Origin of the sequence: Streptomyces sp. NPDC057743, assembly GCF_042798755.1 — a bacterium.
In the GTDB taxonomy this organism is placed as follows: Bacteria; Actinomycetota; Actinomycetes; order Streptomycetales; family Streptomycetaceae; genus Streptomyces.
Genome location: NZ_JBHVJX010000046.1, coordinates 1 through 26,813, shown reverse-complemented (window position 1 = coordinate 26,813; position 26,813 = coordinate 1). Strand labels below are relative to the sequence as shown.

The 26,813-nt window shown below is 72.1% G+C and carries 28 protein-coding genes; 11 read left to right on the top strand and 17 right to left on the bottom strand.

Annotation, left to right across the window (positions count from 1 at the left end; all coding sequences use genetic code 11):
• Positions 1-112: 112 nt before the first annotated feature.
• The 7 genes from ACFVFQ_RS33870 to ACFVFQ_RS33840 all read right to left on the bottom strand — a co-directional run bounded on the left by ACFVFQ_RS33870 (position 113) and on the right by ACFVFQ_RS33840 (position 5,354).
• Positions 113-730 (bottom strand): DUF4232 domain-containing protein, encoded by a 618-nt coding sequence (locus ACFVFQ_RS33870; RefSeq protein WP_383423551.1) that lies wholly within the window; start codon positions 728-730, stop codon positions 113-115.
• A 46-nt stretch (positions 731-776) separates the two neighbouring features.
• Complete coding sequence (locus tag ACFVFQ_RS33865; RefSeq protein ID WP_383423549.1) at positions 777-1,307, bottom strand: hypothetical protein; 531 nt, start codon at positions 1,305-1,307, stop codon at positions 777-779.
• On the bottom strand, positions 1,304-1,975 hold the full coding sequence (locus tag ACFVFQ_RS33860) for a sigma-70 family RNA polymerase sigma factor (RefSeq protein WP_383423544.1): 672 nt from the start codon (positions 1,973-1,975) through the stop codon (positions 1,304-1,306). Before ACFVFQ_RS33860 ends, ACFVFQ_RS33865 begins: the two co-directional genes overlap by 4 nt.
• A 25-nt stretch (positions 1,976-2,000) precedes the next feature.
• Complete coding sequence (locus ACFVFQ_RS33855) at positions 2,001-2,477, bottom strand: LPXTG cell wall anchor domain-containing protein (RefSeq protein WP_383423542.1); 477 nt, start codon at positions 2,475-2,477, stop codon at positions 2,001-2,003.
• A 201-nt stretch (positions 2,478-2,678) separates the two neighbouring features.
• Positions 2,679-3,920: a GTP-binding protein gene (locus ACFVFQ_RS33850; protein WP_383423540.1), complete on the bottom strand. Its 1,242-nt coding sequence runs from the start codon at positions 3,918-3,920 to the stop codon at positions 2,679-2,681.
• 7 nt (positions 3,921-3,927) lie between these two features.
• On the bottom strand, positions 3,928-4,098 hold the full coding sequence (rpmF, locus tag ACFVFQ_RS33845; protein WP_383423538.1) for a 50S ribosomal protein L32: 171 nt from the start codon (positions 4,096-4,098) through the stop codon (positions 3,928-3,930).
• Between the two features lie 200 nt (positions 4,099-4,298).
• A complete protein-coding gene (locus ACFVFQ_RS33840; RefSeq protein ID WP_383423536.1) occupies positions 4,299-5,354 on the bottom strand; it encodes an NAD(P)-dependent alcohol dehydrogenase in 1,056 nt (351 codons plus the stop codon).
• 52 nt (positions 5,355-5,406) lie between these two features.
• Between ACFVFQ_RS33840 and ACFVFQ_RS33835 the strand changes: the two genes are divergently transcribed.
• The gene (locus ACFVFQ_RS33835) at positions 5,407-6,285 is read left to right on the top strand and encodes a helix-turn-helix transcriptional regulator (protein WP_383423534.1); all 879 of its coding nucleotides are present in this window, start codon (positions 5,407-5,409) and stop codon (positions 6,283-6,285) included.
• Positions 6,286-6,368: 83 nt separating this feature from the next.
• Here the strand turns inward: ACFVFQ_RS33835 and ACFVFQ_RS33830 are convergent, their stop codons facing one another.
• Both ACFVFQ_RS33830 and ACFVFQ_RS33825 read right to left on the bottom strand, forming a co-directional pair.
• Positions 6,369-6,563 (bottom strand): ferredoxin, encoded by a 195-nt coding sequence (locus tag ACFVFQ_RS33830; protein WP_039634416.1) that lies wholly within the window; start codon positions 6,561-6,563, stop codon positions 6,369-6,371.
• A 56-nt stretch (positions 6,564-6,619) separates the two neighbouring features.
• Positions 6,620-7,831, bottom strand: coding sequence for a cytochrome P450 (locus ACFVFQ_RS33825; RefSeq protein ID WP_383423531.1), 1,212 nt, complete (start codon positions 7,829-7,831; stop codon positions 6,620-6,622).
• Positions 7,832-8,028: 197 nt separating this feature from the next.
• Here ACFVFQ_RS33825 and ACFVFQ_RS33820 point away from each other — a divergent pair, with 197 nt between their 5' ends.
• Complete coding sequence (locus tag ACFVFQ_RS33820; RefSeq protein WP_383423528.1) at positions 8,029-8,520, top strand: MarR family winged helix-turn-helix transcriptional regulator; 492 nt, start codon at positions 8,029-8,031, stop codon at positions 8,518-8,520.
• Positions 8,521-8,577: 57 nt separating this feature from the next.
• Here ACFVFQ_RS33820 and ACFVFQ_RS33815 read toward each other — a convergent pair whose 3' ends face one another.
• The 3 genes from ACFVFQ_RS33815 to ACFVFQ_RS33805 all read right to left on the bottom strand — a co-directional run bounded on the left by ACFVFQ_RS33815 (position 8,578) and on the right by ACFVFQ_RS33805 (position 11,586).
• Complete coding sequence (locus ACFVFQ_RS33815; RefSeq protein ID WP_383423525.1) at positions 8,578-9,744, bottom strand: flotillin family protein; 1,167 nt, start codon at positions 9,742-9,744, stop codon at positions 8,578-8,580.
• 11 nt (positions 9,745-9,755) lie between these two features.
• The gene (locus tag ACFVFQ_RS33810) at positions 9,756-10,007 is read right to left on the bottom strand and encodes a hypothetical protein (protein WP_383423522.1); all 252 of its coding nucleotides are present in this window, start codon (positions 10,005-10,007) and stop codon (positions 9,756-9,758) included.
• Between the two features lie 109 nt (positions 10,008-10,116).
• Complete coding sequence (locus ACFVFQ_RS33805) at positions 10,117-11,586, bottom strand: MFS transporter (RefSeq protein ID WP_383423518.1); 1,470 nt, start codon at positions 11,584-11,586, stop codon at positions 10,117-10,119.
• 154 nt (positions 11,587-11,740) lie between these two features.
• Between ACFVFQ_RS33805 and ACFVFQ_RS33800 the strand changes: the two genes are divergently transcribed.
• The gene (locus ACFVFQ_RS33800) at positions 11,741-12,562 is read left to right on the top strand and encodes a helix-turn-helix transcriptional regulator (RefSeq protein WP_383423516.1); all 822 of its coding nucleotides are present in this window, start codon (positions 11,741-11,743) and stop codon (positions 12,560-12,562) included.
• A 28-nt stretch (positions 12,563-12,590) separates the two neighbouring features.
• Here the strand turns inward: ACFVFQ_RS33800 and ACFVFQ_RS33795 are convergent, their stop codons facing one another.
• Positions 12,591-12,791 (bottom strand): hypothetical protein, encoded by a 201-nt coding sequence (locus ACFVFQ_RS33795; protein WP_383423513.1) that lies wholly within the window; start codon positions 12,789-12,791, stop codon positions 12,591-12,593.
• A gap of 108 nt (positions 12,792-12,899) precedes the next feature.
• Positions 12,900-13,397: a nuclear transport factor 2 family protein gene (locus ACFVFQ_RS33790; protein ID WP_383423511.1), complete on the bottom strand. Its 498-nt coding sequence runs from the start codon at positions 13,395-13,397 to the stop codon at positions 12,900-12,902.
• 130 nt (positions 13,398-13,527) lie between these two features.
• Here ACFVFQ_RS33790 and ACFVFQ_RS33785 point away from each other — a divergent pair, with 130 nt between their 5' ends.
• From ACFVFQ_RS33785 to ACFVFQ_RS33760, 6 genes are all read left to right on the top strand, one after another.
• The gene (locus tag ACFVFQ_RS33785; RefSeq protein ID WP_383423509.1) at positions 13,528-14,103 is read left to right on the top strand and encodes a TetR/AcrR family transcriptional regulator; all 576 of its coding nucleotides are present in this window, start codon (positions 13,528-13,530) and stop codon (positions 14,101-14,103) included.
• A 145-nt stretch (positions 14,104-14,248) separates the two neighbouring features.
• Positions 14,249-14,713: an SseB family protein gene (locus ACFVFQ_RS33780; protein WP_383423507.1), complete on the top strand. Its 465-nt coding sequence runs from the start codon at positions 14,249-14,251 to the stop codon at positions 14,711-14,713.
• A complete protein-coding gene (locus ACFVFQ_RS33775) occupies positions 14,704-15,321 on the top strand; it encodes a hypothetical protein (RefSeq protein ID WP_383423505.1) in 618 nt (205 codons plus the stop codon). The genes ACFVFQ_RS33780 and ACFVFQ_RS33775 overlap by 10 nt, the downstream gene beginning before the upstream one ends.
• Entirely contained in the window at positions 15,318-20,075 is a 4,758-nt protein-coding gene (locus tag ACFVFQ_RS33770) for a putative T7SS-secreted protein (RefSeq protein ID WP_383423503.1), read from the top strand. Before ACFVFQ_RS33775 ends, ACFVFQ_RS33770 begins: the two co-directional genes overlap by 4 nt.
• Before the next feature lie 318 nt (positions 20,076-20,393).
• Complete coding sequence (locus ACFVFQ_RS33765) at positions 20,394-20,882, top strand: DUF6193 family natural product biosynthesis protein (RefSeq protein ID WP_383423501.1); 489 nt, start codon at positions 20,394-20,396, stop codon at positions 20,880-20,882.
• Positions 20,883-20,996: 114 nt separating this feature from the next.
• Positions 20,997-21,356 carry a hypothetical protein gene (locus ACFVFQ_RS33760; RefSeq protein WP_383423499.1) on the top strand — a complete coding sequence of 120 codons (360 nt, stop codon included), beginning with the start codon at positions 20,997-20,999 and terminating at the stop codon, positions 21,354-21,356.
• An 87-nt stretch (positions 21,357-21,443) separates the two neighbouring features.
• On the opposite strand, the gene rocD is transcribed toward ACFVFQ_RS33760, so the two are convergent.
• From rocD to ACFVFQ_RS33745, 3 genes are all read right to left on the bottom strand, one after another.
• On the bottom strand, positions 21,444-22,670 hold the full coding sequence (rocD, locus tag ACFVFQ_RS33755) for an ornithine--oxo-acid transaminase (protein ID WP_383423497.1): 1,227 nt from the start codon (positions 22,668-22,670) through the stop codon (positions 21,444-21,446).
• Positions 22,667-23,572, bottom strand: a complete 906-nt coding sequence (gene ddaH / locus ACFVFQ_RS33750) for a dimethylargininase (RefSeq protein ID WP_383423495.1) — start codon at positions 23,570-23,572, stop codon at positions 22,667-22,669. Before ddaH ends, rocD begins: the two co-directional genes overlap by 4 nt.
• 139 nt (positions 23,573-23,711) lie before the next feature.
• The gene (locus tag ACFVFQ_RS33745; protein WP_383423493.1) at positions 23,712-24,263 is read right to left on the bottom strand and encodes an Lrp/AsnC family transcriptional regulator; all 552 of its coding nucleotides are present in this window, start codon (positions 24,261-24,263) and stop codon (positions 23,712-23,714) included.
• Positions 24,264-24,477: 214 nt separating this feature from the next.
• Here ACFVFQ_RS33745 and ACFVFQ_RS33740 point away from each other — a divergent pair, with 214 nt between their 5' ends.
• Both ACFVFQ_RS33740 and ACFVFQ_RS33735 read left to right on the top strand, forming a co-directional pair.
• Entirely contained in the window at positions 24,478-25,236 is a 759-nt protein-coding gene (locus ACFVFQ_RS33740) for a GntR family transcriptional regulator (RefSeq protein WP_383423605.1), read from the top strand.
• A gap of 5 nt (positions 25,237-25,241) precedes the next feature.
• Positions 25,242-26,717, top strand: coding sequence for an MFS transporter (locus ACFVFQ_RS33735; protein ID WP_383423491.1), 1,476 nt, complete (start codon positions 25,242-25,244; stop codon positions 26,715-26,717).
• The last annotated feature ends 96 nt before the right edge of the window (positions 26,718-26,813 follow it).

Sequence of the window (26,813 nt, the reverse complement as noted above, 5' to 3'; positions counted from 1 at the left end):
CACGGGAGCAAAACCAATCAATCGCGGCAAATTCGGATCATTGGCAGGTGATGAGCTGGCCGATACGGCGCGAACGGGCTATCGGGTCGCAGGGGCCCGCGGTGGGGCCGGATCACCACTTGTCGGCATCTGCCCGGCCCGGCTGCCAGTAGGTGACCGCTGCGGTGGCCGGATCCACGTGGAGGGGGGCGGGCCCGTCCACGCCGACCTGGGCGGGGGTGGTGCGGGAGGCCAGCGCGACCCCGAACTGGGACACCTTTTCGGCCGTGCTCCCCGGGGCGCTCCGGCCGCCGCCCGGGCCGCCGGGCGGGCCCGCGGTGATCACCGCGGCGTAGGCGGTGCCGTCGGGCGGCAGTGCGACCGGGGCGGGCGGCCTGGTGTACGGGAGCGGGGGGAGCGGGCCCGGGCGGCGGTCGCCGAAGTGCAGCAGGGGGTAGGGCTGGGCGGCGAAGGTGCAGGTGCGGGCGGAGATGTTGGTGACCGTCAGCAGCATGTGGCGGGCCCGGTGCGGCGCGGCGCCGGCGTGGAAGCGCAGCATGTCGGGCGTGCAGGCGTCCCGGGCGGCCGCGGGGGCGGGGGCGGCGGTGCGGGTGGTGGCCTCGGCGCGGAATCCGGTGCCGTCATGACAGCCGGCGAGCGGGAGGGCGGTGGCCAGGGCCAGCGCGACGACGAGGGCGCGGCCGCGGCGGGCGGCGGGGGACGGGCGCGGCGGGACGGGCCGGGTGAGCATGGGCACGATTCTGGGGGAAGGGGGGATGGGGCGGGCAAGGGGTGGCTCAGCGAACGTTCGGTGTCGTCTTCGGGGTGGGTGTCGCCTTCGGGGTGGGCGGGGGCGAGGTGGACGCGGGCGGGCCGGGGGTCGGGGTGGCACGGCGGGGCGCCCGGCTGCCGGAGTTCGCGGGGCGCGAGGGGTGGTCGGTGGGCGGGACCTGGGCGGTGCGGACGGGGTCCGGGGACGGGTCGGGGGCGGTCGGGGACGGGCTCGGGGCGGTGGTGGCCGGTGGGGGCGTGGGTGGGGACGCCGGCATCGGGCGGGTCGGGGCAGCGGGGGTGGTGGCCAGATGCGCGGCGACGGCGAGCACGGCGGCGGTCGCCGCGGCGGCCAGCGGCAGGGCGAGGCGGCGCGGGCGGAGCCAGACGGGGAGCGCGGGGAGGCGGCTGCGTCGTAGATGGGGGCCCGGGGGCGCCGCCGGGCGGAGGTCGTGGACGCCGACGGCGTCGGCGCGGGCGGCGAGGGCGCGGCGCAGCCGGTCCTCGACGGGCCGTTCCGCGGCCGCGTCCCCAGGGGCGGTGTCGCGGGTGGTCAAGACCGTTCCTCCAGGATCTTCTCCAGGGCGGCCAGGGCGCGGCTGGCCAGCGATTTCACCGTGCCGCGGCTGACGCCCAGGGTCGCGGCGATCTCCGCCTCGGTGAGATCGCCCCAGTAGCGCAGGACCAGCACCTCGCGGCGGCGCCGGGTGAGCCCGCCGAGCGCGGCGAGCACCTCGCGGTGCTCCTCGTCGAGGACCACCCGCTCCTCGGCGGAGGGCTCGGCGGTCTCGTGCGGCGGGGTGTAGTCGCGGGCGGTGCGGCGGCGGCGCAGCACCGAGCGGGCCGCGTTGACGACCGCGGTGCGCAGGTAGGCCAGGGCGTTGTCGACCTCGCCGAGCCGCTCGCCGTGCCGCTTGTAGAGGGCGGCGAACGCGTCCTGGACGACGTCCTCGGCGGTGGCGCGGTCGTCGACGAGGAGGACGGCCAGCCGGACCATGTTCAGCCGGTGGGCGTGGTAGAGCTCCGTGATGGTGGGGCGGGGCGGTTCCGCGGGCGGCGCCTCGGACCACATCTGGTGCGCGGCGCGCGGCAGTTGGTGGACGGTCGCTGCGCGGCGGGGCGGGGAGTCGCGACGGGTGGCGCGCAGCAGGCGGCGCCAGGCGGCGGGCCGGGGCCCCGGCAGGGCGAACCGTGCCGGGGCCGGGGGCGGTGCGAAGTGGGCCATCGTTCCCTCGGGCGTGCCCGGGCGGTCAGGCGCGGTTGCGGCGGACCGCGTAGAGGGCGCCGCCGCCGGCGGCGATCAGGGCGGCCGCGCCGCCGCCGAGGGCCAGGGCGGGGGTGGACGCACCGGTCTTGGCGAGCTGCTTGCGGCCCTCGCCCTTGGCGGGCGCGGGCGCGGCGCCGGGGTGGCTGGGGACGGCGGTGGGCCGCTGGCCCGGCCCGACGGGGGAGGGGGTGGCGCCCTGCTTCGGCGGCTGGGTGGGCTCGGGGGTGGCGCTCTGCTTCGGGGGCAGCGTCGGGGCGGGGCTCGGGGTGGCGCTTTGCCGCGGCGGCTGGGTCGGGGCGGGCGAGGGGCTGCTGCTGTGCGCTGGCGCCGGCGCGGAGGTGGGCCCGGCGGCGTGGGCGGTGCCGGTCATCGAGACGGCGGCCAGCGCCACGGCGGCGAGCAGGCCGGCGCCGGCCGAGCGGCGCAGGCGGGCGGGGCGAGCGGTACGGGTGGGGTTCACGGTCGGCTGCTCCAGTTCGTCTACGGGTGGCGCCCGGAGGGCGCCCTCACCCGAGACGACGTGCGACCGGGGCGGGGGTTGCCGTGCCCGCGAAAAAACTTTCGGGCCGCGGCCGGAGCCGGATCCTACGCGTCCCCGCCCCCGGGCAACGGCGGCCGAAGCCGGCCCGGGGCGGGACGCCAAGGCCCACGCCCCGGGCGACTACCGGGCCGCGGCGTCGAGTTGAGCCGCCCGGCCCGCCTCCGCCGGCGGGTGCTCGTGCGCGCAGGCGTCGTCCGTGCCGTGCACCGCCCAGGCCGGGAACGGGTCGTCGGCCACGGCGGGCGCAGGCTCGTCGGGGGCGAGGAGGCAGGCGGTCAGGGCGGCGTGCAGCGGCTCCGGGCGCAGGTCGGTGCCGATGAAGACGAGCTCCTGGCCGGCCGGACCGGGCGGCTCGGCCCGGTCGCCCGCTACGCCCCCGGCTCCCTCCCCGTCCACGCCGGACGGCTCGAAGCGGGCGACCGTGCCGGCCTGCGACCACAGGCCGGTGACGCCGGGCCGGGTGGCGAGGCGGAAGAAGCCCTTGGAGCGCAGCACCGCGCCGTAGTCGCCGCTGTCCATCCGCTCGGTGACGAACTGCCACAGGCGGCCCGGGTGGAAGGGGGCCTCGGCCCGGAAGACCGTGCTGGAGATGCCGTACTCCTCGGTCTCGGGGACGTGGTCGCCGTTGAGCTCCCGGACCCAGCCGGGCGCCTGTTGGGCGCGCTCCAGGTCGAAGCGGCCGGTGCCCAGGACCTCGGCGAGCGGCACCCGGCCGCGCTGCGCGGGGACGATCCGGGCGGCCGGGTTGAGCCGGGCGAGGGCGGCTGTCAGGCGCTGGGCGGTGGCCGCGTCGACCAGGTCGGTCTTGTTCAGGACGAGGACGTCGGCGAACTCGATCTGGTCCATCAACAGGTCGCTGACGGTGCGCTCGTCGTCCTCGTACTGGTCCAGGCCGCGCTCCACCAGGGCGTCGCCGCCGGCCAGTTCGGGCAGGAAGTTGGCCGCGTCGACGACCGTGACCATGGTGTCCAGGCGCGCCAGGTCGCCGAGGGTGGCGCCGTCGTCGCGGGGGAAGGCGAAGGTCGCGGCGACCGGCATCGGTTCGGAGATGCCGCTGGACTCGATCAGCAGGTAGTCGAAGCGGCCGGCGCGGGCCAGGCGGTCGACCTCCGCCAGCAGGTCGTCGCGGAGGGTGCAGCAGATGCACCCGTTGGTCATCTCGACCAGCCGCTCCTCGGTGCGGGAGAGCGCCGCGTCGCCGCCGCGGACGAGGGCGGCGTCGATGTTGACCTCGCTCATGTCGTTGACGATGACCGCGACCCGCAGGCCCTCCCGGTTGCCCAGGACGTGGTTGAGCAGGGTGGTCTTGCCCGCGCCGAGGAAGCCGGAGAGCACGGTGACGGGCAGCCGGGGGTGCGTCATGGTCCGGTCAGCCCTTCGGGTCGAGCAGGCCGCGCTGGTACGCCTTCGCCAGGCGCTGCGGCACCTGGTAGACCACGCCGTCGATGGTGACCGGCACCAACTGGGGCGCGGTGGCCTTCCATTGGGCGCGGCGGTGGCGGGTGTTGCTGCGGGAGAGCTTGCGCTTGGGTACGGCCATGGTGGCGGGCCTCCGGGGCTCGGGACGGGTGCACGATCGAGTGGGAGGCTATATGGAAATGGGTACCGTTTCCAAGTAGAGTGGGTGCAGTGCCTGGGGTCACGGCACGCACAACGCCCGGGACAGCCAGTGGGGGCGGTCCCGGGCGCTTGCCGTGTTCGGGTCCGGCGGTGGGGGCGCCGGCCCGGACGGTGTGTGGGTCAGATGGTGGCGGTGTCGATCACGAAGCGGTAGCGCACGTCGCTGGCGAGCACCCGCTCGTACGCCTCGTTGATCCGGTCCGCCGCGATCACCTCGATGTCCGCGGTCAGGCCGTGCTCGGCGCAGAAGTCGAGCATCTCCTGGGTCTCCGCGATGCCGCCGATCAGCGAGCCGGCGAACGACCGGCGGCCGCCGATCAGCGCGAACGGGACGATGGGCAGCGGCTGTTCGGGGACGCCGAGCTGGACCAGGGTGCCGTCGGTGCGCAGCAGGCCGAGGTAGGCGTTGAGGTCCAGGTTGGCCGAGACGGTGTTGACGATCAGGTCGAAGGTGCCGGCCAGCGCCTCGAACGTGGCCGGGTCGCTGGTCGCGTGGTAGTGGTCGGCGCCGAACCGCAGGCCATCGTCCTTCTTGCGGAGCGACTGGCTCAGGACGGTGACCTCGGCGCCCATCGCGTGCGCGATCTTGACACCCATGTGTCCCAGCCCGCCGAGGCCGACGACGGCGACCTTCTTGCCGGGGCCGGCGCCCCAGTGGGCGAGCGGGGAGTAGAGGGTGATGCCGGCGCAGAGCAGCGGGGCGGCGGCGTCCAGCGGGAGCGCGTCGGGGATGCGCAGGACGTAGTTCTCGTCGACGACGACGTGGGTGGCGTAACCACCGTAGGTGGGCTCGCCGTTGCGGTCGGTGTCGTTGTAGGTGTTGACGGTGCCGAGCTCGCCGGTGCAGTACTGCTCCAGGCCGGCGCGGCAGTTGTCGCAGGTGCGGCAGGAGTCGACGAAGCAGCCGACGCCGACCCGGTCGCCCACGGCGTAGCGGGTGACCTCGGAGCCGATCGCCGAGACCACGCCGGCTATCTCGTGGCCGGGAACGATCGGGAAGTTGCCGTCGTCGCCCCACTCGGCGCGGACGGTGTGGATGTCGGAGTGGCAGATGCCGGCGAACTTGATGTCGATCAGGACGTCGTGCGCACCCAGCTCGCGGCGCGGGATGGTGATCCGCTCCAGCGGAGCCTTCGGTGCGGGGGCGGCGTACGCGGCGACAGAGGTGTGGGTCATGCCACCGAGCATGCGGCGTCACGAGGGCGGTAACCAGTGCACCCTTGAACATATGAACCCCGTGCCTACTACTGACGGAACCACCCAGCCGGGCCCCGCGGTCGACCGGCGCACCGAGCTGAGCGCGTTCCTGCGCTCGCGGCGGGCCCGGCTGCGGCCCGCGGACGTCGGGCTGCCGGAGCACGGGCGGCGCCGGGTGCCCGGGCTGCGCCGCGAGGAGCTGGCGCAGCTCGCCGGGGTCAGCGTGGCGTACTACATCCGGCTGGAACAGGGCCGGGGCGCGGGCGTCTCGGACGCGGTGCTGGACGCGATCGGCACCGCCCTGCGGCTCACCCCGACCGAGCGCGACCATCTGCGGCACCTCGCCCGCCCGGCCGCCCGGCGGCTGCGTCCGGCCGCCCGTCCGCAGCGGGTCGGGCCGGCCTGCCGGCAGGTGCTGGACGCGCTGGAGCTGGTCCCCGCGTTCGTGGTGGGCCGGGGCCTGGACATCATCGGCTGGAACCGGCTCGGCTGCGCCCTGTTCGGGGACTTCCCCGCGATGCCCCGCGAGCGGCGCAACCTCGCCCGGCAGGTGTTCCTGGACCCGGCGACCCGTGCGCTGTACGTGAACTGGGAGGGCAAGGCGGAGGTGGTGGTCGGGCTGCTCCGGCGGGAGCTGGGGCGGGCGCCGGACGACCCCGCACTGGCCGGGCTGGTCGCCGAACTGTCCGGGGTGAGCGGGGAGTTCCGCCGGCTGTGGGCCCGGCACGACGTGCAGGGCAAGGGCTCCGGCGTGAAGCAGCTCAACCACCCGGTGGTGGGCCCGCTGACCGTGACCTACGAGACGCTGAGCGTGGCGGCCGACCCGGAGCAGCTCCTGGTCACCCACCACGCGACTCCCGGCTCGCGATCCGAGGACGCGCTGCGCGCGCTGGCCGCGGGCCTGGCCTAGGGACTGTCCGAGGGCGGACGGGCGCGCCCCGGTCCCGCCGGGAAGTGCGGGGCCGGGGCGCGCGCCCGTCGGTTTGCGGCCGGTCAGTCGGTCACCGTGATCGCGGCGGCCGGGCAGATGGCAGCCGCCTCGCGGACCGCGTCGTGCAGCGCGGCCGGCGGCGCCGGGTCGAGGACGACCACGATGCCGTCCTCCTCACGCTGGTCGAAGACGTCCGGGGCGGCGAGGACGCAGGAGCCGGCGCCGCAGCACTTCTCCTGGTCGGCATGGATGCGCATGGTCGGTGCTCCCAAGTGGTGGGTGGCGGACGGTGGTTGGGGCGCGGGCGCCGGGGCTACCAGGCGACCGGCAGCGAGTGGACCCCGTAGATCTGCATGTCGCCGCGGAACGGGACCTCCTCGTACGGGATGGCCAGGCGCAACTCCGGCAGCCGACGGAGCAGCGTCGTCAGGGCGATCTGGAGCTCCACCCGGGCCAGCGGCTGGCCCAGGCACTGGTGGACGCCGAAGCCGAACGCGACGTGCCGGCGGGCGTCCCGGGTCACGTCGAGGGCGTCGGCCTCGGGGAAGACCGCCGCGTCCCGGTTGGCGGAGTTGATCATGCACAGCACGCCCTCGCCGGCGCGGATGGTGCGCTCGCCCACCACGACGTCCTCGGTGGCGATCCGGGGGACGCCGTTGTGCACGATCGTCAGATAGCGCAGCAGCTCCTCGACGGCCCCCTTGATGAGCCCGGGTTCGGCGCGCAGCCGGGCGAGTTGGTCGGGGTTGCGGAGCAGGGCCAGGGTGCCCAGCGAGGTCATGTTGGCGGTGGTCTCGTGCCCGGCGACCAGCAACAGCCGCCCCATGGAGGCGATCTCGCCGTCGGAGAGCTCGCCGCGGGCGACCAGCCGGCTGACGATGCCGTCGTCCGGCCGCTCCCGCTTGGCCTGCGCCAGCCGGGTCAGGTACTCCACCAACTCGTCGAGCGCGGCCTTGACTTCGGCGGGCGTGGAGCGCAGCGCGAGCAGGATTCCGCTGCGCTCCTGGAAGAACTCGTGGTCCTCGTAGGGGACGCCGAGCAGCAGGCAGATCACCAGGGAGGGCAGCGGCAGCGCGAACTCCCGCACCAGATCAGCTGAGTTGCGCCCGGCGGTCATCCGGTCCAGCAGGTCATCGGCGAGGCGCTGCACCTCGGGGCGCATCGCCTCGACCTTCTTGACCATGAAGTCGGCGGTGAGCATCCGGCGCAGCTTGGCGTGGCCCGGATCGTCCATGCGGATGAACGTCGGCTTCTGGCCGATGACTTCGCGTGCGCCGGCGGCGAGGAAGGGGAAGCCGGGGCGCAGGCCGTCGGCGCTGAAGCGCGGGTCGCCGAGCACCGTGCGGACGTCCTGATAGCCCGTCACCAGCCAGCAGGGGGAGCCGTCCCAGAGGGTCGCCCGGGTGATCGGCTCGGTGCGGGCCGCGTCGGTGACGGCAGGGGCGGGGTCGAACGGGCAGCCCGGGGCGCGGCTGGCGGGGACGGTGAGGGTCTCGGGGGGAGCGGTGCGTTCTGCGGTCGTCATGCGGCCGGTCCTTCCGCGTGGGTTTAATTACCTAACTTAGGTAACTAAGTTGTGACCACGCTAACCCGGGCACGGCGGAAGAGGGAAGGACTGATCGCGGCATGACCGAAGTTGGCTCGAACCGTACGGGCGGGGGTGGGCCGATCCTGGTACGGACCGCGGCGGATCCGGGCACCGGGGGCGGCTACAGTTCCCCCATGTCGGACCCCGCACCCGCCCAGGACTCCACCGCCGCCCTCCAGAAGGTGCTGGCCACGCTGTCCTATCTGCTCACCCGCTCGCGGGCGCACGAGCGGTTCGCGAACGAGGCGGGCATCTCGGCCGGTCGGTCCGGCCTCTATCTGCTGATGGCGCTGTCGGACAGCGGGGGCGTCAGCCGGGTCGGCGACCTGGCGGCGCAGTTGATGGTCGAGCCGCCGCATGTCACCCGGCAGATCGGCGAGTTGGAGGCGCAGGACCTGGTCGAGCGCACCACGGACGAGCAGGACCGGCGGGCCCGCCGGGTGGCGATCACCCCGCATGGCAAGGCCGTCCTGGAGAGCTTCCAGGCGGCCCGGTTGGCCGGATTGCGCCAGGCGCTCAGCGACTTCGACGACGCCGATCTCGGCACCACGAAGGCGGTGTTGGAGCGGCTGGTGAGCTACGTCCGCGACAAGCACGCGGAGGAGCCGCGGCCGCGGGGAGCGTAAGACTCCCGGGGGCGGGCGCCGCGGCGGCTCGCCCCCGGGAGGGGTGGCACGGTGGTGCTATTCGATCTCGACGCGGCCGCTGTGTGCGGCGCCGTTGCCGTTCCCGCTGCCGTTCGCCGCGGCGTTGTCGTTGCCGGACGCGCCCGGGGTGCCGAGGTTGCGGCGGACCGAGTCGAGGATGGTCAAGCCCTGGCCGACCAGGCCGGCGGCGATCTCGCCGAGGCCGTCGGTGCCGTTGAGGACGTTGACATTGGCGTTGGCCAGGCCCGCGGACGCCTCCTTGACGATCTGCGGGAGCTGGTCGATCAGCATCCGGTCCAGCGCGACCCGGTCGTGCGAGGCGGCGGCCTCGGCCTGGATCTTCATCCGCTCCGCCTCGGCCGTGGCCAGCAGCTTGATCCGCTCGGCCTCCGCCTCGGCCGGCTTGACCACCTCGGCGACCAGCTCCTGCTGGCGCAACTGGGCGCGGCGCTCGGCCAGTTCGGTCTGCGCGGCCAGGACCTCCTGCTGGGCGTGGGCCTGGGCGAGCGGGCCGGCCTGCGAGGCGCGGGCCTGCGCGCGGTCCACCTCGGCGGAGTACTCGGCCTGGACCACCGCGGTCTGCCGGGAGTACTCGGCCTGGTTACGCGCCGCCTCCTGCTGTGCCTCGACGGACGCCTGGGTGGCCTGCGCCTGGGCGATCTGCGCCTGGCGCTGGATGGCCGCCTTGTGCGGCGCGGACATCGCCTCGATGTAGCCGGTGTCGCCGTCGTCGATCGACTGGATCTGCAACGAGTCCACGATCAGGCCGATCTTGGCCATCTCGGTCTTGGAGGTCTCCAGGACCTCGGTGGCCAGCTTCTGCCGCTCGGTGACGATCTCCTCGACCGTCATCGAGCCGATGATGGACCGCAGATGACCGGCGAAGATCCGGCCGGTCAGGATCGACATCTGCTCCTGGTCGGACAGGAAGCGCTGGCCGGCGTTGACGATGCTCTCGGTGTCGTTGCCGACCTTGAACGCGATCACGGCGCGCACCGTCAGGGCGATGCCCTGCCGCGTCACGCACTTCTCGGCCACCTCGGACTCGCACATCGCCAGCGTCAGGAAGCGGACCTTGCGGAACACCGGCAGCACGAACTTGCCGTGGCCGGTCACCACCCGGAAGGGCGCCCCGCCCTGTCCCCGCCTGCCACCGGAGATCAGCATGGCTTGATCGGGGGAAGGAACGCGGTAACCGAACATCACTTGTCTCCTCAACCAGCGTCGCCGGCGTCACCGGCCGACGCGTCCAACGGATCGGCCCACTCGATGACGTTGACCTGGCGGTTGCCACGGGACTCGATCACGAGCACGGTCGCCCCCACTGGCAGGGGCTCGGGGGACCAGGCGAGGAACGTCTCGGAGCCACCCCGGATCCGTACCAGAACCTCACCGGGTCCGGCAGCCCCGCGCGCGGCGATCAGCAGCACTCCGGTACAGCCGACCACGGCTTCATCCCGGGCCATTGATCGCTGCCCTCCCCCGTTGCGTTCTCTGGAATCTGACCATAGCGCTCCGGGGGGCGGCGGCCTATGGCGGGAGGGCGGCGAGTTGGGGTGCGGGTTGCCGCAGGCCCTAGCCGCGCCGGGTCGCCGGATGGGGGAGGAGCGGCAGGAGGAGGGCGACCAGCGCGGCCAGGGCGGCGTTGGCGGTCAGGGCGCAGGTCAGCGCGTGGCCGTAGGCGGCGGCGTCCTGGTGCGCGGCGGGGCCGAGGGCGCCGTAGAAGAGGACGCCGATGACGGCCACCCCGACCGCGCCGCCGATCTGTTGGCCGGTGGAGAGGACGCCCGAGGCCAGCCCGGTCTCCTCGGGGCGGACGCCGGCCAGGACCGCGCCCAGCAGGGGCGTCACCAACAGGCCGTTGCCCGCGCCGACCAGGGCCAGCGGCGCGACCAACTGCCCGGCAGCCAGGCCGGACCCAGCAGCGGTGGACAGCGCGACGGTCGAGCCGAAGCCGAGGACGACGAGCAGCGCGCCGATCTGGAGGACCCGCCGCCCCAGGTGGGCCAGCCGGCCGGCGAGCAGGCTGGCGGCGAAGAAGACCACCGCGAACGGTGTGTAGTACAGGCCGGCGCCGAGCGCGTCCTGCCCCAGCCCGTCCTGGAGGGTCAGCGAGAAGACCAGGAAGAAGGAGTTGATGCCGGCGTAGGTGAGCAGCACCAGGAGCATGCCGACCGCGAAGGGCCGCTCCCGGAACAGCCGCAGTCGCACCAGCGGCTCCCCGCCCGACGCCGCCACCCGCCGCTCCACCAGCACGAACGCCGCGAACGCCAGCACGCTGGCGGCCAGGCTGAGCCACGTCCACACGGGCCAGCCGGCCGGCCGCCCCTCGACCAACGGGACGACCAGCAGCCCCAACGCCACCGTGAGGACCCCGGCGCCTGGCAGGTCGAGCCGGCGCGCTTGCGGAGCGCGGGACTCCGGCACGTAGCGCGCGGTGAGCGCCACCGTCACCACCCCGACCGGCACATTGACCCAGAAGACCGGCCGCCAGGAGGAGCCGAGGAGGTCGGCGGAGACCAGCACGCCGCCGAGCACCTGGCCGACGGCGCCGGCCAGGCCGATCACCGCGCCCAGCGCCCCGAACGCCCGGGCCCGCCGCTCGGCCGGCACCAGCACCTGGAGCAGCGCGAAGACCTGCGGGAACATCGCGGCCGCGGACAGCCCCTGGACCAGCCGGGCGGCGATCAGGAACCCCGCCCCGGGCGCCAGCGCGCAGCCCACCGACGCGACGGTGAACAGCGCCATCCCCGTCTGGAACAGCCGCTTGCGGCCGAACCGGTCGCCGAGCCGGGCGCCGGTGATCAGGGCGATGGCGTAGGTGAGTTGGTAGCCGGCGAGGATCAACTGGACGTCGGCGTCGGACGCGCGAAGGTCCGCCTGGATGGCGGGCGCCGCGACCAGCACGATGAAGGTGTCGAGGACGGCCATGAAGGCGCCGGTGAGCACGAGCGGGAGGGCACCCCGGGGCGCGGCCGCGGGAGGGTCGGGAAGCGGGGCCGGGGCGGTCTGCGCGGCCCCGGTCGGAGGCGGTGTCTGAGCCATGCGGCCACGCTCGCGCAGCCCCCAACGGCCGTACAGAGAGCGATTATGCTGGTGTTTTTCCCACCAGTGTCTGGCCGGCACGGCGCGGCACGTGCGCGGGCCCGGTCCGGTCGGACGCCCGCCCGCACGACCCCCGAGGAGGGCCGAGGAGCCCATGTCCGACCAGGACCGGCGGCGCGCCCTCGCGGAGTTCCTGCGGGCGCGCCGGGAGCGGATCACCCCGCGCGAGGCGGGCATCCTGGCCGGGCCGCGCCGTCGCACCCCCGGGCTGCGCCGCGAGGAGGTCGCCCAACTCTCCGGCGTCAGCGTCACGTGGTACACCTGGCTGGAACAGGCGCGGGACATCGGCGTCAGCCGTCAGGTGCTCGCCAGCCTGGCGCGCGCCCTGATGCTCAGCTCGGTCGAGCAGCGCCATCTGTACGCACTGGCCGGCGAACTCCCCCCGGAGCAACCGCCCGGAGGCGGCCCCGGGCCCGCCCTGCAACGCCTGGTGGACGCCCTGGACCCGCACCCCGCCTATCTGCTCGACACCAACTGGGACCTGGTCGGCTGGAACCGTGCCGAGGCCGGCCTGATCGGCGACCCGGGCCAACTCGCCCCCGACGAACGCAACCTGCTCTGGCTGGTCTTCACCGACCCGACGATGCGGACGCTACTGGCCGACTGGGAGGGCCAGGCACGGGACCTGGTCGCGCAGTTCCGGGCCGACGCCGGTGAACGGTTCGGCGATCCGCGGGTGGCGCGACTGACCAAGGAACTCGCCGCGCGCAGCGAGGAGTTCGCCACCTGGTGGGAGGCGCATCACCTGGCGGACCTCGGCAGCAGCCGCCGCACCTTCCACCACCCCCGGGCCGGCGACCTCACCTTCGACTACGCGAAGTTGGCCGCACTCGACGCGCCCGGCGTCAAGCTGTTCGTGTGCATGCCGGGCGACGAGCGGACGCAGCGGAGCCTGCCGCTGCTGCTCGGCGAGTGAGGGCGAAGTCAGCGCGCGGCGCCGGGCGTCAGCAGCCGCCCGCGGCTGCTGAGGAGGCCGCCGCCCCTGCTATGGCGGCGTTGGTGTTGCCCCGCGCCGCCCGGTCTCCGGCGCGCTTGGCCTCCTCGAGGCCGGCGCCCCGCATGCCCGCCGCCATGGTGGCCTCCATCCGGCGCTGCTCCAGCAACTCGGCGCGCTGACGCTTCAGTTTGCTCAGGAACGACATCATGTACCTCGCGTTTCCCCTGTGAAGACGCTCAAACTTCCTACCCAACCCACCATACGACCGAGGTGTGACAGTCCCCCTCGCCGCCTCGCGCGCCGCCCCAACTCCCACTCACCGCAGGGGAATCAGCGCATCCCGCTCCTCTTCTCCCCGCGCCCCGAAGATCCGCCGCTCCCCCTCCCCGATCCGCACATCGTGAATTCCCGCTTCCCGCCGCCGCATCAACCCCAACTCGTCGAACTCCCACAGCTCGTTGCCGTAACTCCGCCACCACTGCCCCTCCCCGTCCCGGCACTCGTACTGGAACCGCACCGCGATCCGGTTCCCCGCGTACGACCACAGCTCCTTCCGCAGCGCGTACTCCACCTCCCGCGCCCACTTCTGCCGCAGGAACGCGACGATCTCGGCGCGCCCGGTGAGGAAGGTGTCCCGATTCCGCCAGACCGAGTCCGCGCTGTAGGCGAGCGCCACCCGCTCCGGATCCCGACTGTTCCAGGCGTCCTCGGCCGCCTGCACCTTCTGCCGGGCCCCCGCCTCGTCGAACGGGGGCAACGGCGGCCGGGCCACGGGCGCTCCCGACCCTGCGGACATGGCAAACGCCTCGGACATGGCAAGACTCCCTCTGGGCCGCTGCACCTCTGGGCCACTGGACAAGTGGCCCCGAACGAACGGGAGAACGATCGTTCTCTCCGTCACCGCTACCCTAGAGAACGATCGTTCTCCAGGGAAGGCAGGCCCCGTGTCGGACCACGACGCCATACGGACACGCATCCTCGACGCCGCCGAGCAACTCTTCTACGCGCGCGGCATCCAGGCCGTCGGCATGGACCAACTCCGCACCGCCGCCGGCGTCTCCCTCAAGCGCCTCTACGGCACCTTCCCCGCCAAGCACGACCTCGTCGAGGCGTATCTGCGCCGCCGCGACGCGCGCTGGCGCGCCGCCCTCGCCGCCTTCGTGGACGCGCACGCTGCCACCCCGACCGCTCGCGTCCTCGCCGTCTTCGACTGGCTGGCCACCTGGTTCGCCGCCCCGGACTTCCGCGGCTGCGCCTTCCTCAACGCCCACGGCGAGTTGGGCGCCACCTCGGACGCCATCGCCCGCATCGCCCGCGACCACAAACAGGCCCTGCACGCCTACCTCACCGACCTCGTCCGCCCCCTGAACCCCTTGCCCCCCGCCGCCCTGGCCGACCAACTCGCCCTCCTCATCGAGGGCGCCATCACCACCGCCGCCCTCACGGGCACCCCGGCACCGGCCCACACGGCCCGCAAGACGGCCGAGGCACTCGTGAGGGCCGCGGTCAGCTCCGCATGAAGTCCTGCCGCTCCAAAGCTGATTGAAAGCAAAAGGAACTCCCGGCCGGTTTATTCGTCCACCGCTTCGGACGGCGTTGTCAGTGCCCTGTGCCAGAGTGGGTCGGGCAGCGGAGTTGGGCGAACGCATGGGGGAGGGACCGCTGATGTCATTGGCGGACGAGGTGGTTTCATTTCATGAAGGGCAGCCGAATCCGGCTGCGTTGGTCGGCGAATTCCGCCGCACAACTGTCATACTCCCGACTGTCGACGAGGCCATTCTCTCCGCCGAGTTGGACGGCATCCGCTGGCTCTACGCGTTCACCGACGAGGACGCGCTCTCCCGTTTTGCCGTGACGCGCGGCAGCCGGCCGGGGACGGAGTGGAAGTACCTCACCGCGAGCGGCGCCCGGGTCCTCGACGTGCTGATTCCCGCCCTCGAAGGCCCGACGGGCGTAGCTCTGGACGCCGGAAGTGAACGGGGCATGCTGTTCCCCCCGGTGTCCGGAATCGTCCCCGAGCGGGTCGCGGTGGGCGCGGGCGATGACCCGGCCGACGAAGACCGGGCCGCCCCGCCGGCCGTCGTTGCAGCGAGCGCGGCGCCCAAGGGGGAGTCGTCACCATGGGCCTGATCAACGGAAACGGCTACCACTTCGACCCCGATGCCATCAAGGAGCTCACCAAGGGCATCAACGACGCGATGAGCGAGCTGAAGGAGTTGGGCTTCGATATCGAGGCACAACTGGGGCGAGGTTTCGACAAGTTGGCGCTGGGTGCGGTGGAATGCGGCGACGACGGGCTGGCCTCGGATTTCTCGTCGTTCTGCGACCGATGGGGCTGGGGCGTCTACCACCTGATGCAGGACGCCAACGCCTTCTCCAAGAAGCTGCGGCTCACCGCCGGCCTGTACTACGAGCAGGAGCAGTACGTCTCCGACGTCCTGAAGGACGGGGTGAACGCCGCCATCGGCGACCCGACCAAGTCGGCGAAGGAACTGCACGGCACGTCCTGGGGGGACGTCCTCGCCGACAACCCGATCACCCAGTTCCAACACGCCGACTGGGACCCGACGTCGCAGCAGTCGAGGGAGGGTTTCCAGAAGGTGCAGGAGGCGGCTGGGGAGTTCGGGGACGACGTGACCTCGATCCCCGACCGACTGGCCCACGGAGGCGAGGAAGCGCCCGAGACCACGGCCGAGTTCCGGGGGCCGGACCAGACGCACAGGGGTAGCGGGAAGTGAGCTGGTTCGGGGACGCCGTCAACAAGGTCGGCGAGGGGGCGAGCGCGTTCACGGACGCCGTGGAGCGCGGCGCCGGCGAGGTCGCGGAGTTCGGGGCCGACAAGCTGGGCGACGGGCTGGAGGCGATCGGCGCGGACGGCGCCGCGGACTCGGTCCGCTCGGGCGGCGACAAGCTGGCCGGCGCACTGGGCGCGCACGTCGACGAGCGGCAGCTGGACGAGACCGACGATCCCCAACAACTCATCCACGGCGACGCGGAGAAGGTGCACGAGACCGTCTCCCATCTGAAGGACTTCGCGGCGGCGTTCAACCGCGTCGCCGAGGGGATGCGCAAACTGGACTCGCGCGAGGGCTGGAGCGGCGAGGCCGCCGAGGCTTTCCACGACGCGTTCGAGATGCACCCCAAGCAGTGGATGCACGCCGCGGACGCCTGCGACGACGCGTACAAGGCGCTGAAGTCGTATGCGGAGACGGTGACATGGGCGCAGGGCAAGGCCGCCGAGGCGAGCGCGAAGTACCGCAAGGCGCAGCACGACAGCGAGCAGGCCGCGCACGCCTACAACCAGAAGATGCAGGAGTACGCGGCACAGGGCGAGCGGTACAACGCCGCGGTCGAGCGCGGTGACGATCCAGGCCCGCAGCCGACCTGGCCCGGCGACTTCGTCGACCCGGGCACCGAGGGCCGCCAGGCCGCGCAGGACATGCTCAAGAACGCCCGCGGCCAGCGCGACGAGGCCGCCGAGCGCGCCCGCAGCGCCATCAAGGGCGCCCTGGCGCACGCCCCCGAGAAGCCGCAGTTCACCGACCTGGCGAGCGCGGGCCTGCAGGACGCCGGCAAGGCGTTCGTCATCGAGCAGGGACACATCGCCGGCGGGGCGATCAAGGCCGCCGCCGACACCCTGAAGCTCGCCCGTACGGTCAACCCCCTCGACCCCTACAACATCTCCCACCCCTTCCAGTTCGCCTCGAACGTCTCCACCACCCTCCTCGGCCTGGCCCGCGCCCCGATGCACCCCATCGACACGGCCAAGGGCATGCTCGGCTCGGGCTGGGGCAGCGACCCGTTGGACGCGACCGGCGCCATGTTGGTGAACCTCGTCGGCGGCAAGGGAGCCGGCGGGCTGGCCAAGGGCGCGGTGCGGGCCGGAGCGAAGGACGCGCTCAAGGGCGCCGCCCGTACCGCCGTCGAGAACGGCGGCAAGCGGACCATCCGGGACCGCCTGCGCACCGGCTGGTGCAAGACCTTCGGCAGCGACCCCATCGACATGGCCACCGGCCGGATGATCCTGCCCCAGACCGACGTCTCCCTCCCGGGGAGCCTCCCGCTCTCCTTCACCCGCACCTTCGAGTCGTCCTACCGCACCGGCCGTTGGTTCGGCCGGGGGTGGATGAGCACGCTCGACCAGCGCTTGGAGATCGACGCCGAGGGCGTGATCCTCCTCGGCGAGGAGGGCAACTTCCTCCTCTACCCGCACCCGGCGGTCGGCGTCCCCACCCTCCCCGTGGAGGGCGACGGCGCACCCCTCTCCCGCACCCCCGACGGCGACTACTTCCTCGTCGACCAAGCCACCGGAATCCGCCGCTACTTCACCACCCACACCGAGGACCTCGCCCTCCTGGACGAGATATCCGACCGGTACGGCAACCACCAGACCTTCGACTACACCGAAGACGGCACCCCCACCGCCATCACCCACAGCGGCGGCTACCGCCTGCTGCTGACCGCCGAGGGCGACCGCATCACCGCCCTCCACCTGGCCGGCGCCGCCCCCGACGGCAGCGACCAACTCCTGGCCACCTACGGCTACGACGCCTTCGGCAACCTCACCACCGTCACCAAGCCCTCCTCCGAGCACCCGCTCCGTTTCACCTACGACGACGCCGGCCGTATCACCTCCTGGACCGACACCAACCACAGCAGCTACACCTACGCCTACGACGAGGCGGACCGCTGCGTCTCCCAGGGCGGCGTCGCCGGCCACCTCCGCGCCCACTACACCTGGGGCGAGCCGGACCCGGACACCGGCCTGCGCACGAACGTGCACCACAACTCCCTGGGCGAGGCCACCACTTACCAGGTCAACGACCGCCACCAGATCGTCGCGACGACCGACCCGACCGGTGCCACCACCCGCACCACCCGCGACACCCACCACCGGATCCTCGCCACCACCGACCCACTCGGCCGCACCTCCCGCTTCACCTACGACGACGCGGGCCGCCCGGTGGCGGTCACCCTCCCCGACGGCTCCACGTCGACGACCGCCTACGACTCCCACGGCAACCCCCTCACCACCACCGGCCCCGACGGCGCCACCTGGACCCACGCCTACGACTCCCGCGGCCTTCGCGTCGCCACCACCGACCCCGCCGGCGTCACCACCACCTACACCCACGACCCCCGCGGCAACCTCGCCTCCCTCACCGACGCCCTCGGCAACACCACCCGCATCACCTGCAACGCCGCCGGCCTCCCGCTCGCCGTCACCGACCCCCTGGGCCACACCACCCACTACCACCGCGACGCCTTCGGCCGCACCACGTCCGTCACCGACCCCCTCGGCGCAACCACCCACATGCAGTGGACCGCCGACGGGAAACTCGCCGCCCGCACCGACCCCACCGGCGCCACCGAGACGTGGACCTACGACGGCGAGGGCAACCGCCTGACCCACACCGACGCCGTCGGCCAGACCACCCACTTCTCCTACACCCACTTCGACCTCCTCACCGCCCGCACCGACCCCGACGGCGCCCGCTACGAGTTCACCCACGACACCGAACTCCGCCTCACCCAGGTCACCAACCCCCAGGGCCTCACCTGGAACTACACCTACGACGCCGCCGGCCACCTCATATCCGAATCCGACTTCGACGACCGCGTCCTGCGGTACACCCATGACGCGGCGGGCCAACTCGCTTCTCGCACCAACGCCTTGGGCGAGGCGACGACCTACACTCGCGACGCCCTCGGCCGCATCACCGAGAAGAACGCCGCGGGCTTGATCACCACCTACGCCCACGACTCCGCGGGGTATCTGCAACAGGCGACCAATCCCGACGCCACCGTCACCTACACCCGCGACGCCCTCGGCCGCGTGACCTCGGAGACGGTCAACGGCCGCGCCATGACGTTCACTTACGACGCCCTGGGCCGCCGCACCTCCCGCACCACCCCCACCGGCCACACCACCACCTACACCTACGACGCCGCCGGCAACCGCACCGGGATGGACATCGCCGGCCACCCCCTGCGGTTCGAGTACGACGCGGCCGGCCAGGAACTCACCCGCACCATCGGCGGCACCCTCCACCTCGCCCACACCTGGGACCCCACCGGCCGCCTGACCGGCCAGTCCCTGACCACCGCGGCCACCGGCACCACCCAGCCCGAGGCCCAACAGATCCTCCAACGGGCCTACACCTACCGCCCGGACGGCCACCTCACCACCATCGACGACTCCCACACCGGCCGCCGCACCTTCACCCTCGACCCCACCGGCCGCGTCACATCCGTCCGCGCCACGGACTGGACGGAGACCTACGCCTACGACGAGGCGGGCAACCAGACATACGCGGCCTGGCCCGACACCCACCCGAACGCTTCGGCCCGCGGCGAGCGCACCTATGAGGGCACGCGTATTACTCGCGCGGGGCGCATTCGGTATGAGCACGACGGGTTGGGGCGGGTCACCCTCCGTCGGAAGACGCGACTTTCGCGTAAGCCAGACGTGTGGCGCTATACCTGGAACACCGAAGACCGCCTCGCGTCAGTCGTCACTCCTGATGGCACCATCTGGCGCTACTTGCACGACCCTTTTTCCCGGCGAATAGCCAAACAGCACCTCACTGCTGACGGCGCAACGGTCACTGAGCAAACCGATTTTGCCTGGGATGGAACCACCCTCGCTGAACAGTCCACCAAGTCGACTGACGCAGAAGAGGTAGTTGCCCTCACCTGGGACCATCAGGGCCTTGCTCCTCTAACTCAAAACGAATGCAAATTCTATGCATCGGGTTCACTTCGGGCGCCTCAACAAGTCATTGACCAGCGCTTCTTTTCACTGGTTACGGATATTGCTGGCGCCCCGGCTGAACTCGTGTCCGAATCCGGTAATGTTGCTTGGCGCTCTCGGTCGACTCTCTGGGGTGCAACCAGCTGGAACGGGGACGCAGCTGCTTATACGCCGTTGCGGTTTCCAGGGCAGTACTACGACCCAGAGACGCAGTTCCACTACAATTACTTCCGTACTTTCGACGCTGAAACCGGCCGCTATCTCACTCTCGATCCGCTCGGCCTGGACCCATCCCCCAACCCTGTCGCTTACGTATCCAACCCGTTCACTTGGGCAGACCCGCTCGGCCTGGCGCCTTGTGAAGTGGCCCTTGGATATCAGAATCATGGAATCGAGGCATTCGCCAACGACAGGGGGCTCAGGCACTTCATGGGCCTCTCCGCGGATGAATGGCGAGGGCCGGTGCTAGACGCAATCAAGGATAGTTCAGTGAAAATCCACGTGAGCATGAAGGGGTTCTCGGGTGGATTCGAGGGGATGGCGAAAAGGGGTTTGGGGCATGAAAAGGGGATAGCTCCGCATGCGACGGAGGAAGAGATGGGGTGGATAGCAAGGGCGGTGAAGCACGGGTACCGCGAATGGGACTCCGTCAAGTTCTATGATCGTGACGGCAAGGTTGTTCATGTTCCCGAACCAGACTGGGGAAGTTTCGGGAGAGTGATTCCCTTCTTTGATTGATGCGTTCGACGTCCACCCTTGGGGGCGCCTGGCCTTGTTATGGTGGGATCTAGAGCGGTGGATTTGGAAAATGGATTCGAAAGGTGTGCTTGAATGGTGGAAGATGGCGAGAGGGGTTCGCACGTCTTGTCGACTGTGAGCGCTGAATTGTACCCTGATTTGATCCGGTGTGGCGGTCTTGTATCTGCGATTGCGCAGACTTCCCGAGAGGGTGGCGTTGAGTTGGGCGCGATCCGCCCCGCCTCTGAATCCGGGGAAGGGCGATATGTTACCGCCAGGGTGGAATCTGAGCGGGGGCCCGTACTAATTTTCCTTGGAGTGGAAGAGCGTTGGTTTTCCATCAGCATCGAGGGTGATGGCTACTCGTGGGCGAGTGGTGGTACGGATAGTCTACTAACGGTGGTCGAGGTATTGGAAGCGTGGCAAGGAGGGGTGCGGGTCCGGGAGTTGAGCGCTCGTTTTCCATTCATGCACTACGATGAATTGGCGGAGGCGCGGGAAAGCGGTGACCCCGTTTCGTTTCAATGGAATCGGCTCGTTGAGGATGAGCAGTTTTCATCCGTGTGGCCTCTGTTGCGCCAACTCCGCTCGAACAGTCAATTGCGTGCACTGTTCCCATTCTTGAGTCGCGGAACCCTGCGCCTCGCCAAGGACTACTCAGACCGGGCTGCCGGGGAAATCTTCATCATGCCGCTCCGTGATGGGCGTTATCGCATTGAATCAACGGACCCAAGGAGTGAGGAAATGGAGGTGGCATCGATGGAAGAGGTCACCGACGCTGCGCTCTCCGTGCTTGGGTCTTTGTGATGCCTACTCGGTGAAGATGACCCTGCCAGTTGATCTCGGCCTCGTGCACGACTCAGGGGCGATTGAGTACGCGGGCTCATGCGGGAGGGGAGCGGTGCGGGTTGCCTCTCGTGCATGGAAGAGATGTCGCTGCTGTCAGGAGAAGAGCGGGACTCGCGGGCCTGGGTGGGCCCGTTGGTCTCGACCGTGGTCACCTTGGTCGGGGGGTTCTTTGCGCTGGTTTTCGTGGGGTTCTCGGCGATGGCGTGTGATGCGTGCAGCGAGGGGGTGGCGCATCGGTTCGATGCCAGCGTGTCGACGGCGGTGACGGTGTTGAAGGTGGGGTTCCTGGTGCCGGCCGCGTTGCTGCTCGCCAGTTGGGGAGTGGGGTGGGAGCGGCGGAACGCCGGGCGGCGGACGATGTTCGCGTTGGCGGCGCCGCTGTCGGTCGTCGGGGTGTTCGTGGCCTCGATGGCGGTGGTGCAGTGGCCGTGAGGGCGCGGCGACCGGCCAAGGTGGGGAGCGACGTGACGGCACCCCCGCCCCTGGAGGGGGAGCGGGGGTGCCGTGGGGACGCGCGCGTCAGGCCAGTACGCGTCCCAACGTCTCGATGGCCGACGTCAGTTCGTCCTCCGTGATGGTCAACGGTGGGGCGAGGCGGATGGTGGAGCCGTGGGTGTCCTTGACGAGGATGCCTTCGCGTAGGAGGCGTTCGCTGAGAGTGCGGCCGGTGCCGAGGGCGGGGTCGATGTCGACGCCGGCCCAGAGGCCGCGGGAGCGGAAGGCGGTGACGCCGTGGCCGAGGAGGTCGGTGAGGCCGGAGTGGAGGATCTTGCCCAACTCGGCGGCGCGGGCCTGGAATGCGCCGGTGGAGAGGAGGTCGATGACGGCGGTGCCGACGGCGGCGGCGAGGGGGTTGCCGCCGAACGTCGAGCCGTGTTGGCCGGGGCCGAGGACGGACATCACCTCGCGGCGGGCGACGACGGCGGAGACCGGGACGATGCCGCCGCCGAGGGCCTTGCCGAGGAGGACGACGTCGGGGCGGACGCGTTCGTGGTCCACCGCCAGTGTGGTGCCGGTGCGGCCGAGGCCGGACTGGATCTCGTCGGCGATCATCAAGCAGCCGGCGCGGGTGGTGAGTTCGCGGACGCCGGCGAGGTAGCCGTCGTCGGGGATGAGGACGCCGGCCTCGCCCTGGATGGGCTCGATGAGGACGGCGGCGGTGGTGTCGTCGAGGGCGGCTTCCAGGGCGGCGAGGTCGTTGTAGGGGACGGTGCGGAAGCCGGGCGTGTAGGGGCCGAAGCCGGCGTGGGCGTCCTCGTCGTCGGAGAAGCTGACGATGGTGGTCGTGCGGCCGTGGAAGTTGCCGCTGGCGACGACGATGGTGGCCTGGTCGGTGGGCACGCCCTTGACCTCGTAGGCCCATTTGCGGGCGACCTTGATGCCGCTCTCGACGGCCTCGGCGCCGGTGTTCATCGGGAGGACCATGTCCAGGCCGGTGAGCTGGGCCAGGCCCTCGGCGAAGCCGGCGAGGCGGTCGTGGTGGAAGGCGCGCGAGGTGAGGGTGAGGGCGTCCAACTGGCGGTGGGCGGCCTCGATGAGCGTCGGGTGACGGTGGCCGAAGTTCAGGGCCGAGTAGCCGGCCAGCATGTCGAGGTAGCGGCGGCCCTCGACGTCCTCGACCCAGGCGCCCTCGGCGCGGGCGATGACGACGGGGAGCGGGTGGTAGTTGTGGGCCAGTACGGGGGACTCCGCCTCGATCAGCTCGGCGGAGGACCGGTCGGCGGTGCGGGTGGGTGCGGTCGTCATGGGCGCAGCTCCTGAGTGCAGCACTTGATGCCACCGCCGGCCTTGTGGAACTCGGAGAGGTCGACGGGGACGGGGACATAACCACGGGCGGTGAGCCGGTCGATCAGGCCGGTGGCCTGGGGCGCGATGAAGACGTGGCGGCCGTCGGAGACGGAGTTGAGGCCGAAGGCCAGGGCGTCGTCGCGGGTGGCGAGGACGGCGTCGGGGAAGAGGCGGCGGAGCACCTCGCGGCTGCCGGGGGAGAAGGCGCCGGGGTAGTAGGCGAGGGCGGCGGCGCGGGGGCCGTCCGCCGGCCTCGCCCCGCCGCCGGTACCCGCACCGCCGTCGGGGGCGCCGTCGTCGAGGACGAAGAGGGCCGTGTCCAGGTGGTAGAAGTACGGGTCGGTGAGGTGGAGGCTGATCACCGGGAGGCCGAAGTACTCCTGGACTTCGGCGTGTGCCTCGCGGGTGGTGCGGAAGCCGGTGCCGGCGAGGAGGTAGCCGCCGGCCGGGACGAGGTCGCCCTCGCCCTCGCAGGGGGACTCGGGCCGGTAGAGGTCGTAGCCGGCGGCCTTGAACCAGATCTCGTACTCGCGGGACTCCGGGCGGCGCTGCGGGGCGTGGAAGAGCGAGCCGAAGGCGCGGCCGCCGACGACGAGGGCGGAGTTGGCGGCGAAGACCATGTCGGGGAGGTCGGGGGCCGGCTCCATGACCTCGACGGTGTGGCCGTGCTCCCGGTAGGCGCGGACCAGCTCCGCCCACTGCCGGCCGGCCAGCGCGGTGTCGACCTCGGCCGCCTCCTGCATCCAGGGGTTGATGGCGTACCGGACGTCGAAGTGGGTGGGCCGGCAGACCAGGTAGCGCCGGGGACGGGGGGTGCGACGCGCGCCGGGGCGCGCGTCGGCGGGACGGATCGTGGACACGGAATGGGGCCTCCGCTTCCTGTTGTGACGTTCCGTGAGAGATCGTCACCTGGGGCAATCCACGGTAAGGAGCGGTCGATTCCGGTCACAAGAAAAGAGTGCTGCGTAAGGGCGCAGGAATGCTGCTTATGGGTGGCAGCTAGCGCTGGTTTGTGGCGCGCTGGGGTGCCTGAGGACGGTCTCGGGCGCCCTCGCGGGCGGCGGTCCGGTCGCCCGGGCGGCGGCGGGCGCCCGCCTCGGGGCTGTCCGGGATCAGGTGCGAGAGCACCATGTAGCTGATGGTCTTCCGGATGAACGGCTCGGTGCGGATGCGTTCGAGGACCTCCTCGAAGTGCTCGACGTCGGTGGCCCGGACGTGCAGCAGGGCGTCGGCGCCGCCGGTGACGGTCATCGCGGCGGCGATCTCCGGGTGGTTGCGGACCACCTCCGCCAGGCGCCGGGGCGGGGCCGCGCTGTCGCAGTACACCTCCACGTACGCCTCGGTGAGCCAGCCCAGGGCGGCGGGGCGGACGGTGGCGGAGAAGCCGGTGATCACGTTGTTCTGGCGGAGCCGGTCCACCCGGCGTTTGACGGCGGTGGGGGAGAGGCCGATGGCCGAGCCGATCTCCGCGAAGCTGGCCCGGCCGTTCTCGATCAGCGCGGCGACGATCTTGCGGTCCAGCTCGTCGAACGGCGCGGACTTGGTGCTCATGGGGCGGTCTTCCTTCCTCTCCTCCTCCCGTCCCCGGGGGGCTCGGGAGTGCTTGTCACGGTAACGGTGGCCGGCCGGGAGTGGCGCAGCGCCCGGAGACTTCCCCGAACCCGCAGGTCAGCTATTTGTGCAGGTCAAGATGGGTGGCGTAACGCGGCCGTAACGGGGCTTGCCTAGCGTCGGGGCGTTGGCAGCCGGGCGGGAGGAGGCGGCGATGGCGGACGACGCCGGGGCGGGGGAGGACCTGACGCGCGCGGACCGGGCGCGGCGGGTGGCGCACGTGCTGCGCGGGCAGGTGCTGCGGGGCGCGTTCCCCGGGGGCGTGCTGCCCGACGAGCGGGCGCTGATCGCGGAGTTCGGGACCTCGCGGAACACCGTCCGGGAGGCGCTGGGGCTGCTGCGCGACGAGGGGCTGGTGGAGCGGCGGCGCGGGGTGGGGACGGTGGTGGTCGGCCGGACCTATGAGCATCCGTTGGGCGAACTGTCCGGGCTGGCCGAGGTGTTGCAGCAGCACGGGACGGTGGTCAACGAGGTGCGGGCGGCGCGGACTGTGCGGGCGCCTGCCTCGGTGGCGCGGCGGCTGGGCCTTCCGGAGGGGAGCGAGGCGGTCTACCTGGAGCGGCTGCGCCGGGTGGACGGCACCCCGCTGTCGTTGGACTGCACCTACCTCATCCCCGAAGTGGGCGACCCGCTGCTGGCGTTGGGGCGGGCGCGGCTGGAGAGCCGGGACGTCTTCGAGCTGATCGAGCGGGCGGCCGGGCGGCCGCTGGGGTCGGCGGAGGTGGCCGTGCGGGCGGTGGTCGGCGACCCGGCGACGTGCGGGGTGCTTCAGATGCCGGCCGGCGGCGCGGTGCTGGCCGTGGACCGGCTGACGCGGCTGGCCGACGGGCGGCCGGCCGACCTGGAGTTCATCCATCTGCGCGGGGACCGGCTGACGTTGCGGGCCCGGCTCGACCGGGTGCGGGAGGGGTGAGCCGGGTGCTCCAGGGAGCGCGCCAGCGGCCGCCGGTGGTGGCGCCGCGGCGGTCCGTGACGGTCGCGATGTGCCTGTGCGTGACGCTGGTGGTGGGGATGGTCTCCGCGGTCAACCTGGCCATCCCGGACCTGTCCGCCGGGCCGCTGCACCCGTCGGCCGAGGCGGTGGTGTGGGTGGTGGACGGCTATGTGGTGGTCTTCGCCTGCCTGTTGGTGCCGGCCGGGGCGCTGGCCGACCGGCGCGGCCGCAAGGGCGTGCTGCTGTGCGGGATGGCGGTCTTCGTCGTCGGCTCGGCGGTGTGCGCGGCGGCGCCGCGGGTCGAGGTGTTGATCGCCGGGCGGATGCTCAGCGGGGTGGGCGCCGCGGCCGTCCTGCCGAACACCCTGGCGCTGCTGGTGGACGGGCTGACGGACGGGCCGCGGCGCCGGGCCATCGCGGTCTGGGCGGCGATGACGGGGCTGGCGGCGGTGCTGGGCAACGTGGGCGGCGGCGCGGCCATCCAGTACGGGAGTTGGCGGGCGCTGTTCGTCTGTGTGTTGCCGATCGCGGTGGGCGCGTGGGCGCTGGTCGCCGCGGTCGCGCCGGTGCCGGCGCGGCATCCGGGCCCGGTCGCGCCGCTGGCCGCGGCGCTGTTCACCGGCGGGTTCCTGGCGCTGCTCAACGGGATCGTGAGCGGGCCCCAGGCGGGTTGGCTGAGCCCGTGGGTGCTCGGCTCGCTCGCGCTGGCCGGGCTGCTGCTGACCGGCTGGGCCCGGCGCGAACTGCGCTCCCCGGACCCCTTGTTGGACCCCCGGGTGCTGGCCCGCCCCGCCGTGAGGGCCGGGGCGGTCGGGATGGCGGTGCTGTTCGTCGGCATGTTCGGGCTGTTCTACCTCAACGGGCAGTACCTCCAATACGCCAAGGGCTACGGCCCGTTGAGCGCCGGGGTGCGGCTGCTGCCGATGGCGGCGGCGCTGCTGGCGGGGCCGCGCTGCGGGCTGCTGCTGGAGCGGTGGTGCGGGCGACGGGGCGCGGTCGCCGCCGGGATGCTCGTACTGGCCGGCGGGCTGGCCACGGTGTCGGCGGCCGACGCCGGCACGCCGTACGCGTTGTACGCCCTCGGGGCCGGGCTGACCGCGCTGGGCTGCGGCACCGCGACCCCGCTGCTCTCGCACGCCATGATGGCAGCGCTGCCGCCGGAGCGGGCCGGGGTGGGCTCCGGACTCCAGAGCCTGGCCCGGGAGTTGGGGAGCGCGTTGGGCATCGCCGTGACCGGCACGGTCACGACCGCGGTCTTCGCCGCGCATCTGCCGATGCCCTTGGCCGGGCCGGGCGGGCCGACGACGGTCGCGGCGGTGGCCGCCGTTGGCGGCCGGGGTGCCGACCTGCGGGCCGCGGTGGTGGCGTTCACGGACGGATTGCACGTGGCGACGTTGGTGTTGGCGGTGGGGGTTGCGGGGGCGGCGGTTGCGGTCTTCCGTTGGATGCCGAGGGGGTAGTGGGCGGGGGTCGCCTTCTGTTCGTGGTGGGTGGCGGGGGTGGGCCTCCGGCGCCTGTGTTGTGGACTGCTTCGCTTTACGTCCACAACACAGGCG

Excerpts from the sequence above, each read along its gene's own strand:
- ACFVFQ_RS33870 (WP_383423551.1), bottom strand. The coding sequence starts at position 730 with ATGCTCACCCGGCCCGTCCCGCCGCGCCCGTCCCCCGCCGCCCGCCGC.
- ACFVFQ_RS33860 (WP_383423544.1), bottom strand. The coding sequence starts at position 1,975 with ATGGCCCACTTCGCACCGCCCCCGGCCCCGGCACGGTTCGCCCTGCCG.
- ACFVFQ_RS33850 (WP_383423540.1), bottom strand. The coding sequence starts at position 3,920 with ATGACGCACCCCCGGCTGCCCGTCACCGTGCTCTCCGGCTTCCTCGGC.
- rpmF (WP_383423538.1), bottom strand. The coding sequence starts at position 4,098 with ATGGCCGTACCCAAGCGCAAGCTCTCCCGCAGCAACACCCGCCACCGC.
- ACFVFQ_RS33840 (WP_383423536.1), bottom strand. The coding sequence starts at position 5,354 with ATGACCCACACCTCTGTCGCCGCGTACGCCGCCCCCGCACCGAAGGCT.
- ACFVFQ_RS33835 (WP_383423534.1), top strand. The coding sequence starts at position 5,407 with ATGAACCCCGTGCCTACTACTGACGGAACCACCCAGCCGGGCCCCGCG.
- ACFVFQ_RS33830 (WP_039634416.1), bottom strand. The coding sequence starts at position 6,563 with ATGCGCATCCATGCCGACCAGGAGAAGTGCTGCGGCGCCGGCTCCTGC.
- ACFVFQ_RS33825 (WP_383423531.1), bottom strand. The coding sequence starts at position 7,831 with ATGACGACCGCAGAACGCACCGCTCCCCCCGAGACCCTCACCGTCCCC.
- ACFVFQ_RS33820 (WP_383423528.1), top strand. The coding sequence starts at position 8,029 with ATGTCGGACCCCGCACCCGCCCAGGACTCCACCGCCGCCCTCCAGAAG.
- ACFVFQ_RS33815 (WP_383423525.1), bottom strand. The coding sequence starts at position 9,744 with ATGTTCGGTTACCGCGTTCCTTCCCCCGATCAAGCCATGCTGATCTCC.
- ACFVFQ_RS33810 (WP_383423522.1), bottom strand. The coding sequence starts at position 10,007 with ATGGCCCGGGATGAAGCCGTGGTCGGCTGTACCGGAGTGCTGCTGATC.
- ACFVFQ_RS33805 (WP_383423518.1), bottom strand. The coding sequence starts at position 11,586 with ATGGCTCAGACACCGCCTCCGACCGGGGCCGCGCAGACCGCCCCGGCC.
- ACFVFQ_RS33800 (WP_383423516.1), top strand. The coding sequence starts at position 11,741 with ATGTCCGACCAGGACCGGCGGCGCGCCCTCGCGGAGTTCCTGCGGGCG.
- ACFVFQ_RS33795 (WP_383423513.1), bottom strand. The coding sequence starts at position 12,791 with ATGATGTCGTTCCTGAGCAAACTGAAGCGTCAGCGCGCCGAGTTGCTG.
- ACFVFQ_RS33790 (WP_383423511.1), bottom strand. The coding sequence starts at position 13,397 with ATGTCCGAGGCGTTTGCCATGTCCGCAGGGTCGGGAGCGCCCGTGGCC.
- ACFVFQ_RS33780 (WP_383423507.1), top strand. The coding sequence starts at position 14,249 with ATGTCATTGGCGGACGAGGTGGTTTCATTTCATGAAGGGCAGCCGAAT.
- ACFVFQ_RS33775 (WP_383423505.1), top strand. The coding sequence starts at position 14,704 with ATGGGCCTGATCAACGGAAACGGCTACCACTTCGACCCCGATGCCATC.
- ACFVFQ_RS33760 (WP_383423499.1), top strand. The coding sequence starts at position 20,997 with ATGGAAGAGATGTCGCTGCTGTCAGGAGAAGAGCGGGACTCGCGGGCC.
- rocD (WP_383423497.1), bottom strand. The coding sequence starts at position 22,670 with ATGACGACCGCACCCACCCGCACCGCCGACCGGTCCTCCGCCGAGCTG.
- ACFVFQ_RS33745 (WP_383423493.1), bottom strand. The coding sequence starts at position 24,263 with ATGAGCACCAAGTCCGCGCCGTTCGACGAGCTGGACCGCAAGATCGTC.
- ACFVFQ_RS33740 (WP_383423605.1), top strand. The coding sequence starts at position 24,478 with ATGGCGGACGACGCCGGGGCGGGGGAGGACCTGACGCGCGCGGACCGG.